We start from the raw sequence: 15617 nt of genomic DNA on the forward strand, positions 1-15617 counted from the left end.
ATTCCAAGGGTGACCTAGTAGCGCCACATGTCCAATTCGTCATTGTTTTTAACCACCACCAGGAACCGCTCTCCCTTTTGCTCTAGGGTGTAGAAATCCCGTATATCGCCTGTCAGAGACAGCCCATGCGTTCTATTGGGTAGGTACTCAAAACTCCCATCGCCTTCTCCCAGAAGAACTTCGCCATAACTGGCATCGTATTTTCCTGCCTGAGGCTTTACCCCATACAGGTTGCCGCCCAGAATCAGGTCGTCGATGCCATCTTTATTGATATCGGTAACCGATATGGCATATACCCAGGATTTCTGAGCCATTCTTGGCAGTGAAGCAATGGTAAAATTTCCATTTCCCTGATTGAGCATGACGGCGGATTCAAAGAAATTGGCCTCCTGAATGACCGAGTTGGCCAACTCTTCAGGGCTGAATATCTGCTCCAAAGTTTGGTTGTTGAAGGCCGCGTATTTCAGGTAGCGCTTTTTAATCTTCGGCACCTGCATGTCCAATTCATGCTTTAGCGTATATGGAATGTGCGTATCGCCCGACTTTTGTGTATAAATTTGTTCTATGCTGCCATTTTGGTCAAAATCATTGACAAACATCCGGATGGGATTTTCTTGTGAAGCTTTGAACCTGGTGTTCAATCCGTGATTGCCCAAGACAAAATCAGGTAAACCGTCCCCATTGAAATCACCTACGGCGATGCTTTGGTACCAGCCTTTGTACGCATCAAATTGGCTGTTTTCCTGTCGAACCAATTTGCCTTCATGCTGAATAAAGACCTTTGGAGCCATCCAGTATCCAACCAGAACCAAGTCGTCTTTGCCATCTCCATTGACATCAGCTGCTATGGCGTCTGTGACCATTCCCAAGTCTTTCAATTCCGGGGCATGGGTTGAAGAAGCTTCTTTGAAATTGCCTTTTCCATCATTGAGGTAAATATGGCTGCTGGCATGGATGCCATAAGCAAAAGGGACCAGCCGGCCGCCCACAAACAAATCCGGATATCCATCTGCGTTGATGTCTAAAACCTGTACGACTGAAGAACTTCCGCGAATAGCAGGAAAGGCATTTCCCTCTGATTTGGTGAAGTTGCCTTGGCCATCATTCAGGTAAAGGCGATCTGCCAGATCCAAGGCGCCGAACCCGGATTCATTGCCCCCTGAAGTCACAAAAAGATCCAGGTGCCCATTGCCATTTGCATCGAAGAATACCGCATCGGTGTCCTCAGAAAAGCGGTCTTTTTCCAGAAATTCCTGTTCTGATTTCACAAATTTCCCGTTGCCTTGTTGTATGAAGAGTGCTCCGGGAAAGCCTTTGGCCCCTCCAATATACAAATCCTCTAAACCATCCCCATTGATATCACCAGCTGCAAGTTTTGGCCCTTCTGTAGAAAACATATGGTAAGTCAATCTGTCGCGGTCAAAATCAATGATGTTGTTTTCTATATGTTGGAAATCCAGTTTTTCTGAAGTTTCTGTTTTTTGGAACAAAGGGGTCGGCCTGGGTGAAAAAAACGCAAAATTTGGAGATGATTCATTCGCTTCCTCCCACTTGAAAGTGAGCAATTGGTTGGTGGGGAGATCTTTTTCATGGGTTATCTTCCCATCCGGCCAGCGAATGGTCAATTCATCAAGGGTTTCACGGGCACCAAGTCCAAAAGTCAGTTTAGGGTCCACAGAGGATTGAAATCCTCTGTTGGGCATTTGTTCCTGGTAGAAAATGTCTTCCCCTGCTTTGATCCTTACCTGTGCACCTATGGCATGGGTATTCCCTTCCTTTCCCTCCAATTGGATTTGCAAAAAACGATGTTCAGGATGAAATTCCCCGCTTTTGTTCTTGAAAATCAAGGCTTCCTGATTGATGTTGCTGATCACCAGATCCAGGCTACCGTCATTGTTGAGGTCTCCATAAGCTGCACCGTTGGAATGAATGGGGTTTCCCAAGCCCCATTCCACGGCCAGATTGGTAAACTTAAGGTCCCCTTCGTTTTTGAACGCATAATTTGGAACCGGCGTCACTGGTATGGGATCCACCAAAGCCCGGTAATTTACCCCCTGTTGGGAAATGATTTTCTTTTTGGTTTCCTCATTGTCTATAAAGTTCAGGTAATCCAGGTCTGTGATGTCCTGATAGATGCCGTTGGCTACAAAGAGGTCTTTTTTACCGTCATTGTCCATGTCAAAAATCAAGGCCCCCCAACTCCAATCCGTGGCCTCCATACCGGTTAACCTGCCCAATTCTGAAAAGGTCCCGTCCCCGTTGTTGACATGGAGCATGTTGCGGGAAAGTTGATAATGGTAGCCATGTTCTTTGTTGAACTGATACCTGTCCCAGCTCTCGAACGTAGTCACCTGCTTGAGCCGATCCAGCGGTTCCGGTAGCATGTCAGTGACAAAGATGTCCAAGAAGCCGTTGTTGTTGATGTCGGCGATGTCTGCGCCCATGGAAGCTGCAGAAATGGACCGCATGTAGTTTTCCAGGGATTCGGTAAAGGTCCCATCCTGATTGTTGATGTACAGGTAATCTTTTTCAAAAAAATCATTGGAAATAAAGATGTCCATCCATCCATCCTGATTGACGTCTCCAATGGTGATCCCCAAACCAAATCCGATGAGGCTTCCGAAAATACCCGCCTCCTCACTAACGTCAACAAATTTTCCACCGTCATTCCGGAACAACTTGTCCCCACCAACCGGATCCCGCCTTGGGCGTTCGTTTTGCATTTTGTTGAAGCTGCCGATGGCTTGGTAACTGTTGTTCAAAAGGTAGACATCAAGGTCCCCGTCATTGTCATAATCGAAAAATACGGCATGGGTAGAAAACCCCTGATCCGCCAATCCAAATTCTTCGGCACGCTCAGTAAAGGTCCCGTCACCGTTGTTGATGAAGAGCTCGTTCTGTTTGTTGTCCCCTTGGATATCGCCGGAATTACACACGTAAATATCCAATAGACCATCTCCATTCACATCAGCCATGGCCACTCCTGTGCTCCAGGCGCGGGTTCCGGCTACACCTGCTTCCTCGGTGACATCCTTGAATTTGAAATCACCTTCATTCAGGTAAAGCTTGTTCTCACCCATGTTGGAAGTGAAATAGATGTCCAGGAGACCATCATTATTGACATCTCCTAAAGCCACCCCACCGCCATTGTAATAATTCCTGTAGGTGAAAATATTAAATGCATCCGTAAAGGTCAGGTCATTGCTGAAGGTAATGCCGGAGGATTGGGAACCAATCTTCTCAAACAGGGTATCCTGGGGAGGAGATTCTTTGGTATGGCAACCCGCCCACAGGCCAACTAACAAGCCAAGCCAGCTATATTTATTGATTTTGGTCATGGTTCATCAAGTCAGAATAATCTTTGACGTTCAGGTCAAGGATTTCGGCCCTGACAATCGAAAGGTTAAGTATAAAAACCCTGATATGTCTGTTGCCGTCGATTTTTACCCATGCTTTCTGGGTTTTTTGTTTGTTGGTAACTTCAAAAAAGCCCTCTCCATACCATGATTCCAGCAAAGCGATCACATCTTCCAACAAGAGATCATTGGTGAAATCAGTGTGGTTAGGAAGCCAGGCGGGGTATTTGAACTCCATGGGCATATAATAGATCTTATCATCCTCAAATTTTGGGTAAAAAAACATATTTACTTCTTTGCCGGAGCTGACTTCAGGCTTGTACTGTATCCGCAAGGCATTGGCGCCATCCCTTAAAATGCCATTTTTGTTGTGTTCCCAGCAGGTCACATAGAAGTCCTTTCTGGTCATGCCGAAATGAATGTCCAAGAACAATTCATTGTGAATCTCCCCTGATGCCAATTCCTTTTGTTTGACTTTTTCATAGTCGCTTTGGATTTGACAGGCGGTGAACAAAAAGATCAGAAGAATCCCAATCAAAATCTGAGTTAAAATGGATCTCATCCAAATATCGTGTACCATGTATTATTCATTTACTTTTTTTCCAAAATCACTGGCTCCCTGTTGTTGCGCAGAAATACCAACATTTCTTTTCCTTTTATAGTCAGCGGTTTGATGTCTCTGATTTCTCCCTCAATATAAATACCCGATGCCGAGGCGGAAAGTGCCTTCCAAGTCTGCTTTTCATCCCTTTCCATCAGCCAACCGTAACTGCCCATGTTGATGCCAAGTTCGGGTTTGATGCGGCTTTGGTTGCCCCCTAGGAAAACGGATAGATGCCCATTTTCGTCTGTTTCGGAATGGATGGCATAGACAGGGCTAGCTTGGATGATTGAAGGAAGGTCTGATTTTTCAAATTTACCATTTCCCTGATTTATATATAGGGTAGTGGCCAAAGTTTTTGCTTGAAGCACCACACTTCTGCTCAATACATTTTCCGGGAAGAGATCTTCCAAGGTTTTGTCTTTATAATCATCATAGCGAAGCAGTTGTTTTCTTAATCCCGGAATCTGTTTCAAAAGGGCTGTTTTCAAAACCAATGGATAAGCCTTCCCATTTTCATATTGGGTGATCAGGTGTTCAATGCTTCCGTTTTGGTCAAAATCATTGATGTGCATTTCCAGCGGATGATCGATGCTGGCGCTGAGTCGGGTATTGAGGCCATGGTTTCCGATCAGCAGGTCAGGCTTGCCGTCTCCATTGGCATCCAGGACCTGAAGGGTGTTCCACAAACCTTCAGTATCCTTAAAACCACTTGATTCTGAAATATCCTCGTAACTTCCGTTGTTTTTTTTGAATACTTTGACGCCCATCCATTCACCTACCAAGACAATCTCTTCCTGACCATCTCCATCCAAGTCTAGGATGGCAGCATCTCTGGTCATGCCGATTTCTTTCAGACCAGTTGCCAAAGTTTCGGTTTTGTCCTGAAATTGTCCATTGCCTTGGTTTTCCAGAATGCGCACGTCTCCGGGGATGCCATAGGCGAATGGTATGGCCCGGGTGCCGACCAGCAGATCCATTTTTCCATCTTCATTGTGGTCAAAGGATTTAACAAAAGAAGTACTTTCATTCCTGGAAGGTAGGGCATCTTGCGACTTCGTAAAATTACCCCTGCCATCATTCAGGTACAGGCGATCTTGATAATAGGGAGTGCGGTTGCCAAACTCGATGCTACCGCTTGCCAAATAGAGGTCCAAGTGACCGTTCCCATTGGCATCAAAAAACAGCGCATCCACATCTTCCGCCAATTGGTCCGCTTCAAAAAGTTCGGTTTGGTGGGGAAGGAAGTTGCCGCTTGCCGTTTGCAAAAACAAGGCGGAAGGCTGACCTTTGGCTCCAGTGATGGCCAAATCATCCAGTCCATCCCCGTTGACATCTCCGATGGCCATTTTGGGTCCTTCATTGCTGACCATATGAAAGCGAAGTCGGTCCCGGTCAAAATCAATAAAAGGACTTTCCTGATGTTGCCAATCCAAAATATCCGAGGAAATGGTTTGGTATTTTGGAGTAGCCACCTTTTTCTGCAAAGGCGAAATGGTGGAGGCATCCCGTGGATTCAATTTGAGCAATTGGTCTGAGGGAATATCATAGAGCATGGATTGCTGCCCATTGGGCCACAAGACATGGATGCTGTCCAATACTTCAATTTGTCCCAAACCCACATGCACCCGATGGTCCACGGAGGACATGTAGCCTTTGACGGGATTGTGTTCTGCATAAAAAAGGCGGTCTCCGGAATACAGGGTCAATTGGGTTCCGAAATTTCCGTTTAAGTCAAATTGAATGGCTTGGTTCCCTGAAATTTCCCGGCTGTTGTTTTTGAAAATAAAAACTTCTCCATTGAGATTGTTGACAACAAGGTCAAGGTCGCCGTCATTGTCAAGGTCAGCATATGCGGCTCCGGTAGAGAATCCCACTTGATCCATGCCTGCAGCGGCAGCCACATTCTCAAAATGGAAATCACCATGGTTTTTAAAAAGGTAATTTCTGATTGGTGTGGAGGGAAATTCCTCAATCATTTTTGTGATCAGCACACTGTCTTTCCTGAATTGGGCCACCAGTTCCTGATTGTCCTGATAGTAGTCTACAAAATCAAAATCCGTCAGGTCTTTCACGATGCCATTGGCCACGAAAATGTCCCGAAGCCCATCATTGTCCATGTCAAAGATCAAGGCTCCCCAACTCCAGTCTGTCGCGTGAACCCCGGACTGCCTGCCAACATCAATAAAGTGGACGCGATCCGTTCCAGGAATCGGGCCTAAATTCCTTTGGAGGGTGTTTCGGGTAAACTGATGGTAATAGCCTGCATCCAAGTTGGCTTGGTATTTATCCCAGTCTTCAAAGGGGGTTTTGGTTTTGAAACGGGCCATGCTTTCCGGAAGCATTTCGGTCACATAGATGTCCGGCCAGCCATTGTTGTCCAGGTCGGCGATATCTGCGCCCATGGCTCCCATGCTGATTTCTGTCATCATCTCTTCCAAAGACTCCGTAAAAGTCCCATCCTGATTGTTGAGGTAGAGGTAATCTTTTTCAAAAAAGTCATTGGAGACATAGAGGTCAGGCCAGCCATCCTTATTCAGATCTGCTACGGTCACTCCCAGACCATAGCCAATGGCACTGCCATAAATCCCCGCCTCCTCACTCACATCGGTGAAGTGGTCACCGTCATTTCTGTACAATTTATTTCCTCCCTCAGGATCTCTTATCTCCCGCTGACCTTTGCGTAGATCATAAATACCTACGGAACGGGCGGAATTGTTGAGCAGATACATGTCCAAATCCCCGTCTTTGTCATAGTCGAAAAACACGGCATGTTGGGACAATCCCTCATCCGCAATGCCATATGCATGGGCCATCTCGGTGAATGTAAGGTCTCCGTTGTTGATATAAAGTGCGTTGTGTCTTTCTTGTCCCTCCAAGGGTCCGGATTTGCAGATGTAGATATCGAGTAATCCATCCCCGTTCACGTCTGCCATGCTGACGCCCGTGGACCAGATGCCGGGAACAGCCAGTCCGGCTTTTTCTGTGATGTCTTCAAACTGGAAATTTCCTTTGTTTAGGTAAAGTTTGTTACCGGTTTGATTGCCTGCCAAAAAGATGTCAACCAAGCCATCATTGTTGATGTCCCCAAGGGCTACACCTGCACCATTATAAAAATTACGAAAAGTATAAGGATTGAATTTTTCATCATATTTCAAATCATTTCGAAAGTCAATAGCCGTGTGAGAAGCTGGCATCAGAGAAAAAAGCGTCATATCTGTTCCGGTTTTTTGGGAACAGCCCATCAACAGGCAGATGATAGATAGGAAAATCAGGACGGTTTTCATGGGATAAATGCCAGAAGGCCAGGCTCAGGCAATGTTAAGTAATTTGGGTTTCAATTGTAAGGATTTTAAGCAAAATCCTACTAGGCTAAGATGAAAAAAAGAAGTGTGCCTACGCACACTTCTTTTAATTATGGTATTTTAAAATGGGATTAATATCCAGGATTCTGCTGATAAATCGGATTGGCCTGAATTACATTCAATGGAATTGGGAATATATTTCTGAAAGGCTGTGAAGTGCCTTTTTCCCACCATGGTTGGTTGAACCTGCCAAAGCGGATCAAATCAGACCTTCTCCATCCTTCTGCAAACATCTCTCTGCCTCTTTCAGCCAAAAGTGTGTTGGCATCAAGAGTGGTAAGGTTAGGAACATTCGCTCTTTCCCTTACTTGATTGACAAACTGAAGGGCCACTGCATTGTTGCCTTGTCTCCAAGCAGCCTCTGCTTTCATCAAAAGGACATCGGCATACCTGAACACAGGGAAATCATTGTTCAAATCCGGCCCAGCACCCAACTGAATTTCAAATTTATTGACCCTTGTACCTGCCTGTCTAAAGGCGTTGGGAGCCAACTCATTGATCTGTGGGGTGAATACCAGCTCCGGACCATCAGGATCACCATCGTAGGCGTCGTCGATTACAGGGGTGATTCCATCAGACTGGAACTGAGGGCCTTCTCTTAACGAACCTTTTCTGACATCCCCATCATCAAAACTGTTGTAAAACTCTTCCAAAGCAGCATAGCCATTCCATGGTTGCTCCTGCAATTCAAAAGTCTGTTGGTTACCATAGTGGAATGACATTTGGTGGATGTTGAATCCGCCATTGTTATTGGAATCGTATGGAAGGGTAAACATGTTCTCCGGAGAATTGGCATTGTTGGTCACGAAGTTGGCAAAGAAGTTCGGAGCCAAACTGTAAGGACCTTCATTGATGATCACGTCGAGGATCCGCTCAGCATCTGCCCATCTTGCATTACCTGTGTACACTTCCGCGTTCAGGTATAATTTGGCCAAAATCATGTGCGCTGTCCAATAGTTCAGGTTGATCCGAACATTGTCTCTAGTTAAAACATCAACATTTTCAAGGATACTTTCCTCGATAAAGGCAAATACTTCCTCTCTTGGACTTTGCGGGATAGAACCCAATGAAGTTTCGGTAATGATGGGAACATTTCCAAAATTATCAATTAACCACAAGTAAGCCAATGCCCTTAGTATTTTCATTTCTGCGGCCAATTCAGGAATATCGGGGAATTGAACCAATAGGTTGTTCGTTTCGCCAACGATACCGAAACAGTACCCCCAGGCATTGTTGTAAGGTCCGTCCACAGCCAACCAGGTGTGTCGATGCGTCCTTAACCAAATGCCTCCATCTTCCCAGTCGGCTCCTTTTTGAGGGATGGCCATTTCATCTGAGCTTACTTCCTGCACAGCGTAGATACCATCATGGCCTCCCCAGCTTCCTCCTACACTCACAGATCCGTAAGCAGATTGTTTAAGTACCTCAATCAATTCATCTGTGATGATCAGATTTTCTTGGGGAATACCTGTCAACACTTCCTGTTCCAATTCCCAACAGGCACTCGTGGAGAACAAGAGGAGTCCACTGGCCAATGCTATTTTTATATTTTTAATGATTTTCATGTTTTATACAATTTATTTGATGCTAATTGTTAAACCCAATTGCCAGATTCTGGGGAGGAAGTAAGTATTCCTTCTTTCTATACCAGGTGCAAGCGGATTATTGTCATCAGCACTGTCTGTCCACCTTACCTCTGGGTCTACACCACTAAACTGTGTGATCGTAAACAAGTTCTGTACCCCAGCATATAACCTGAAATTGCTGATATTGTTGCTTCTGGATGCCACATTGTATCCAATCTGTAAGTTGTCCAATCTCAAAAAGTCGCCTCTTTCCAAATAAAGATCAGAAAAGGTAGGCGTGGAAGTGACTAATGGACTGGTAGGTGTGTTATTGGTAATCACACTGTTCCAAGTGGTGGAAGCACCATCAGCATTCTCATAGAATCCACGGAAGGAATTGTAGATCATATGTCCCCAACTTCCTCTCAGCAGGAAGTTCAAATCCCAGCTTCCGTAAATGAAGGTGTTGGAAAATCCAAAATCACCTGTAGGCAAGGCATTGCCCAAACGCTCAAAGTCATCCGGATTGTTGGTGGTATTGATCAATTCGCCACCTTCGGTAACTCCCAAAGTCCTTGGACCATAGAAATCTCCAATTCTTTCACCCAACCTGTTCCAAACTATCGGGTTGTTGTTTTGCCCGGGAGCTCCCGGCACCCCTGCTCTCAACTCAGGTAGCTGAATGCCACCGGCGCCCAAACTTGTAATCTTGGGGCGCTGATAGATGGTGAAGTTGACAGAAGGAGTCCAAGATACAGATCCAAGTTGTATATTATTTACACTAGCCAGAAACTCAAAGCCTGAACTTTCAAAATCTGCTACGTTGGCCCAAGTATTGTCCACCCTGTTAAAAGCACCGGGCAAGAAAGGGTTTGGAACGCCTCTACCAATAAAGGTATTGAAAAGCAGATCCGCAACATTTCTTCTCCAATAATCCATGGTACCGGTCACTTTACCATTAAAAATGCCGTAGTCTAATCCAAAGTTATATTCTGTAGTGGTTTCCCATTTCAGTTGTGGGTTAGGATTGGTGGTTTGGTTTATTCCGACAAATACTGAATTGGGATTATCTGGATCCAAAGGTATTCTGTTTCCGTTTTGAAAGATGGCCAAAGCTAAGGTTGGCTCCTGCGGCCTTTGACCTGCAATACCAAAGCTACCCCTTATTTTAAACTGATTGAAGATACCCATATCCAAGGCCTGACTCAAGTCAGCACCCAAAGAAACTGCTGGGAAATAACCGGTTTGATTGTCTGATCCAAACCCACTGTAAGTTTCAGACCTCACTGATGCCGATAGAAAATAAATATTTCTATAATTAAAGTTGGCTCTTGCAAAGGCAGAATTCAATACAGCTCGATTTGCAAAACTGCTCATTTCAGTACCCGGTCCTAATCGTAAACCCCCAGCACCTAAATTATTCCAGCCCTGATCCTGTAAGAATCGGGTGGATGCTGCAGTGAATCCCCTTTCGTTGAACATTTGAGATTCTCCTCCTAAAAGTAGGGTGAAGTTCATACCGTCAAAGATTTCGTCCTCGTAACGAATCGTACCAGTAACAATAGAGGTAAATCGGTCAAAGGTTTCCTGTTCTGCCTGACCCAATCGACCAAAACCCACCTGGAAATCCTGCCTTGAAAAGGAGGCACCTCTTAAAGTATTCAACCTATCCTGGGTATATTGGCCCGAAACAGTGATTTTATCAGTGATGTCATATTCGACTCGGTAAGCCATAACGGCTGTTTTTACCTGGGTATTGAATTGCTGCTGATTGATCATGGCTACGGGATTGTAAAAATCAAACAATGGTCTCTGGAAATAACCACCAAATTGATCGTTCACATTTTCCTCTCCGTTCTCAAAGATTGGAGCTGTTGGGTTGTAAATCGTGGCATATCTTACTGCCTCGCCATTTACATCCGTGGCATCAGTATTATTGAGGAACAAGTTGACGTTAAATCTTAGCCGATTATTCAAAGCGCCATGATTCAGGTTGAACCTGGTGTTCAAGGTTTCTCTATTGGTTCCTTTTACGATACCGTCATTGTTCCGGTAGTTGACAGATGCACTGTAATTGGTATTCTCAAATCCCCCGGATAAAGTGACGTTAGTAGTCGCATTGATGGGGCTTTGGGTCACTTCGTCTCTCCAGTCTGTTCTGGAACCAAAGTCCACACCGCCTCTTGCCACAAACTCCTCAGGGCTGAGGACAGGAATCAAATTGGTGGCTTGTTCGTAGGTACCGAAAGTGTTGACTTGTACATTGGCAAATCCTGCTTTGGAACTTCCTTTTTTGGTCGTGATCAGAATTACCCCTGCAGCACCTCTTGTTCCATAAATGGCACCTGCGGAAGCATCCTTTAGTACATCGATGGTTTCAATGTCATTAGGATCCACCATATCAATGGTTCCTCCAATCACCCCATCAATTACATACAATGGAGATTGGTTGGCACCAAAACTGGAAATACCCCTAAGTCTTACCTCAGGTAAAGCATTTGGGTTACCACCTGGCCTTGTTACAGACAAACCAGCCACTTTACCTTGCAAAAGCTGGGCTGGGTTGGTAAAGTTACCGCGGTTAAAATCTTCTCTTCCTACAGAGGTTACTGCAGAAGTAATTTCCTTTTTATCTTGGGTACCATACCCAATTACCACCGCTTCCTGTAAGCTTTGGATATCTTCATCCAACTCTATATTAAAGGTAGACTGATTGCCGATGGCCACTTCATAGGTTTCGAACCCTACAAAAGAGAACACCAAAGCCTCATCGCCGGATTGTACGGATAACCTAAAATTACCATCCAGATCCGTTACGGTTCCTCTAGTGGTGCCTTTGACCACTACCGATACACCGGGCAGTGGGTCCTTCAATGTTCCATCCAGGACCGTTCCTGTGACTTCCCTGGTTTGGGCGTTTGCTGCCAGAACTGATGCCACCATCAGGGCTGAAAACAGCAGAAACACCCTTAGTTTTTGTAAATTATTTCTCATAGGGTTTTTGTTTATTGAAAAAAACTTTCATTGTTTAAATGGTATAACTGAATTCTAAATTGATGGTTTAAATCCACATATGCAATATTTCCTTTTTAACTAACACTGTATTTCAGTATCAATTTTTTAAAGGAAATCATGAAAAATTACGGTATTGTTAATTAATGTTAAAAAAAATTAAGGAATGGATAATCGAAATCGATTGATACTTTCGAAATGTTAAAATTTTTAGATTTTATTAAAAATATCAAAATTCACCCCAATAGTTTTTGAGAATCGTCCTATTTTAATAATCTTAAGCCATATTCTCCTCATTTGTTAAATCATCCTATTATCAAAAAACCTATTTTAAAGGCTGGTTTATAGCCTTTTACTCCTTTATAAATAGAGTAAGGGTTCATCCGGTTTTCCTTTACAAATTGAGTTGATCCTTATCAAATCAATTCTGGTCAAAAAGACAATCAAACCAGGTGTATTTTTGGTCAAAAGATTTTGAATAAATGATCTGTAATTTTTTGTACATGTATGTACGCAATGATGTCAGTAAAAAGGTAATTCAATGTAATTATCGCCAGCAAACTTAAATGTCCGGTACATCCCTGCCCGACGAAAGGCGGGCCTGCCCGACGACAGGCGGGACTTTCGACTTCGGACTTCCGATCCGTTTGAAGAAGAATATTGGGTTACTGGCAAAGAAGCGGATATTCAAATTATTGTAAATCAGGAAATTCCCTGTCAAATTTTCTTAGAGCGGGCAACCCAACATATCCAATGATAAATGCTTATTCTATTGATGGTTTTGTTCCCCCTACAGTTTTCAACTTTTATCCCTAAAAAACGTTAATCAGCCATTGCCAAGAGGTCCTTTTCGCATTAAAGTTTTAACTTTCCGGTCCTATGGAAAAAACCGCTCGATTTACTTTTAAATCCCTAGTCATTTACTTTGCAGTGCTTTTGTCATCCTTCGGCTACTTTAACCATGACCTTTTGGCCCAAGGAATTCGGGGAAAAGTAACCAATTCCTCGGGAGATCCCATCCCTTTTGCCACTGTCTTTGTCCGCAACCTCAATAATGGCGTGCCCACCAATCTCAATGGGGATTACGAATACCGACTTCCAAGTGGATTGTATGATGTGGTCTTTCAAAGTATGGGCTTTGCCTCCCAGCTGAAAACCGTAGAAATTGATGAATCTTGGGTAAACCTGGATGTCAATCTCGACGAACAGGTGTATGCTTTACAAGAGGTAACTGTGCGAAGTGGACAGGAAGACCCTGCGCTTACCATCATGAGAAGAGCCATCTCCAAAGCCAAATTCCATCGCTTGCAGGTTCAGGAATACAGCATGCGGGTTTATATCAAAGGTACCGGGGAATTGACCAATGCCCCGTTTTTCCTGAAAAAGAAACTCAAAGAAGAGGGGCTAAATTTGAACGAAGCCTATACTTCAGAATCTGTTTCCGAGATCACCGTAACCCTTCCGAATAAAATCGAAGAAAAGGTAATCAGCATCAGGACCAACGGGGACAACAATGCCACTTCACCTGCTCCTTACATTGGCGCCAGTTTTTACAATGACAAAATCAATGAGTCTATCTCGCCGCTTTCCAGGGCGGCTTTTGCCTATTACCGATTCAGGTACGAGGGATCGTTCTTTGAAGGGGATGTGCTGGTCAACAAAATCAGGGTGATTCCCAGAGCCAAAGGGGAAAGGGTCTTTGACGGATATCTGTACATCATCGAAGACCTTTGGGCCATCCACAGCCTGGATCTCAAGACCTCCCTGTTCGGATTTGAGATCAGGGTCAATCAGCAATACGCGCCCGTGGCGGAAAATGTATGGATGCCCACCACCCATACCTATAATTTTGGCGGAAAATTTTTCGGTTTTGCAGGTGAGTTTCGATATCTCGCCTCTACCAGCGATTATCAGATCACTTTGAATGAAGATTTGGTAGTGGAAACAGAGATCATCGATGAAAAAATCGATGAGGTGCCCGAAGATGTGGTAGCCTTTCAAAAGAACGCTTCTGCCCTGGATCAACTGGCCGATGCAGATAAGATGACCCGAAAAGATTTCAGAAAGATGATCAATGAGTACGAAAAAGAGACTTTGAAAGAAAGAAAAGACAATGACATCATTTTAGAAACGGCCTACAAAGTAGATTCATTGGCCAGAAAGAGAGGCCTTAGTTACTGGGACAGCATCAGGCCAGTCAAGCTTACCGATCAGGAAATCAAGGGGTATTCCAGAGACGATAGCCTTGCCACCGCGGAGGCGGCAGAGATGAGTGACAATGATTCCACCATCCAAAAAGCCAAGCGGAAATTTAACCCCTTGGATGTATTAACCGGAGGAAACTATGCTTTTGGCAAAGGCAGGAGTTTAGGTTTTGTGCCTAATACAGGCAAAATGTCCTTCAATACTGTGGAGGGCTTTAAGGTGGGATTGGAAGCTTATTACAGGTGGAGAAAGGAAGAAAAGCAGGCCGATAGTGTCAGCATTTTAAGGAAAACCTTTGAAATCAGACCTGAATTCCGCTATGGTTTTGCCTCACAGCAAGCCTATGGCACCTTAAATCTTGACCGGTTAATCACTTTGCAGCGGAATGCCACCCGATTCGGGGTGACAGGGGGGAGCTTCATTTATCAATACAATCGGGAAAATCCCATTTCGGAATGGGTGAATGCAGGCTATTCCATCCTGCTCAGGCAAAACTTTATGAAGCTTTTTGAGCAGGACTTTGTGAATTTCTATTTTATCCAAAGGCGGGATGATGTTTTCACTTATAGGGTCAACATGGAGTTTGCCGAAAGAAGAGAAGTGTTCAACAATTCCAGATACAGTTTTTATAATCGGGAAGGAAGGGAGTTTTCACCCAACAGACCTGAAAATATAGAGGCAGATCCCATTGCCTTTGCCAACCATCAAGCCATGACGCTAAATGCCTCATTTGATTGGAGACCGGGAATGAAATACATGATCCGAAATGGCAGGAAGATTCCATTGACCAATACCGCCCCACTGATCAAAGTGAAATACCGAAAGGGGATCCCGGGGTTTTTGCCTACCGATGCTACGGCCGACTTTGACCATTTGGATGCTACGGTGGAGCATTTCTTTAACTTCGGTGTAAGTGGCAAACTGGAATTCAAGGTCAATGGGGGGACTTTCTTAAACCAGAATCAGGTTTACTTTATGGATTTCAAGCATTTTGGTGGCAACAGGACGATATTTTCGGACATGGGAGCAGCGAGCAATTACCGGTTCCTGGATTATTACCAATACAGCACTTCTGGGGGTTATGTGGGATCCATTGTCCACTATCAGTTTAGGAAATTTTTGCTTACCCAATTGCCTGAACTCCGCTTTTCGGGAGTCAGGGAAAACATCTTTTTCAATTACCTGAAGACCGAGAATTCACCACATTATTGGGAGTTGGGATATTCGTTGGACAACTTGTTTAGAATTTTCAGGGTAGAATTTGGAGCGGGTTTTGAAAATGGCAGCTATGCAACTTCCGGAATCCGGTTGGGGATTGCCACTTTTATTACTGTAAATTGATGGGCTGAGGGACCAAATATGCTTTTCTTGGTTTAAGGTCCCAAATCAGCCGATTATCCCAAATTATTTTGAAATAGATCCAATCCAATCTATATTTAAAGATGTAAGGTTTAATTAATGGAAAAGAATTGGCAGCTCATGGCTGTCGCTTCTTTTAATTCACTGGCTTCTT

6 protein-coding genes are annotated in these 15617 nt (G+C 44.3%); 1 reads left to right on the forward strand and 5 read right to left on the reverse strand.

Annotated elements, in window-relative coordinates; translation table 11 throughout:
- Positions 1 to 14 precede the first annotated feature (14 nt).
- From H1A14_RS11800 to H1A14_RS11820, 5 genes are all read right to left on the reverse strand, one after another.
- Positions 15 to 3338 (reverse strand): VCBS repeat-containing protein, encoded by a 3324-nt coding sequence (locus H1A14_RS11800; RefSeq protein ID WP_194776457.1) that lies wholly within the window; start codon positions 3336 to 3338, stop codon positions 15 to 17.
- A complete protein-coding gene (locus H1A14_RS11805) occupies positions 3322 to 3918 on the reverse strand; it encodes a hypothetical protein (RefSeq protein ID WP_228527749.1) in 597 nt (198 codons plus the stop codon). The genes H1A14_RS11800 and H1A14_RS11805 overlap by 17 nt, the downstream gene beginning before the upstream one ends.
- A 29-nt stretch (positions 3919 to 3947) precedes the next feature.
- Positions 3948 to 7244: a VCBS repeat-containing protein gene (locus tag H1A14_RS11810; RefSeq protein WP_194776459.1), complete on the reverse strand. Its 3297-nt coding sequence runs from the start codon at positions 7242 to 7244 to the stop codon at positions 3948 to 3950.
- 149 nt (positions 7245 to 7393) lie between these two features.
- Complete coding sequence (locus tag H1A14_RS11815) at positions 7394 to 8887, reverse strand: RagB/SusD family nutrient uptake outer membrane protein (RefSeq protein ID WP_194776460.1); 1494 nt, start codon at positions 8885 to 8887, stop codon at positions 7394 to 7396.
- Between the two features lie 12 nt (positions 8888 to 8899).
- Positions 8900 to 11881 (reverse strand): TonB-dependent receptor domain-containing protein, encoded by a 2982-nt coding sequence (locus tag H1A14_RS11820; protein ID WP_194776461.1) that lies wholly within the window; start codon positions 11879 to 11881, stop codon positions 8900 to 8902.
- Between the two features lie 897 nt (positions 11882 to 12778).
- On the opposite strand from H1A14_RS11820, the gene H1A14_RS11825 reads away from it, so the two are divergent.
- A complete protein-coding gene (locus H1A14_RS11825; RefSeq protein WP_194776462.1) occupies positions 12779 to 15445 on the forward strand; it encodes a DUF5686 and carboxypeptidase regulatory-like domain-containing protein in 2667 nt (888 codons plus the stop codon).
- The last annotated feature ends 172 nt before the right edge of the window (positions 15446 to 15617 follow it).

The organism is Pararhodonellum marinum (genome assembly GCF_015354735.1).
GTDB lineage: Bacteria > Bacteroidota > Bacteroidia > Cytophagales > Cyclobacteriaceae > Pararhodonellum > Pararhodonellum marinum.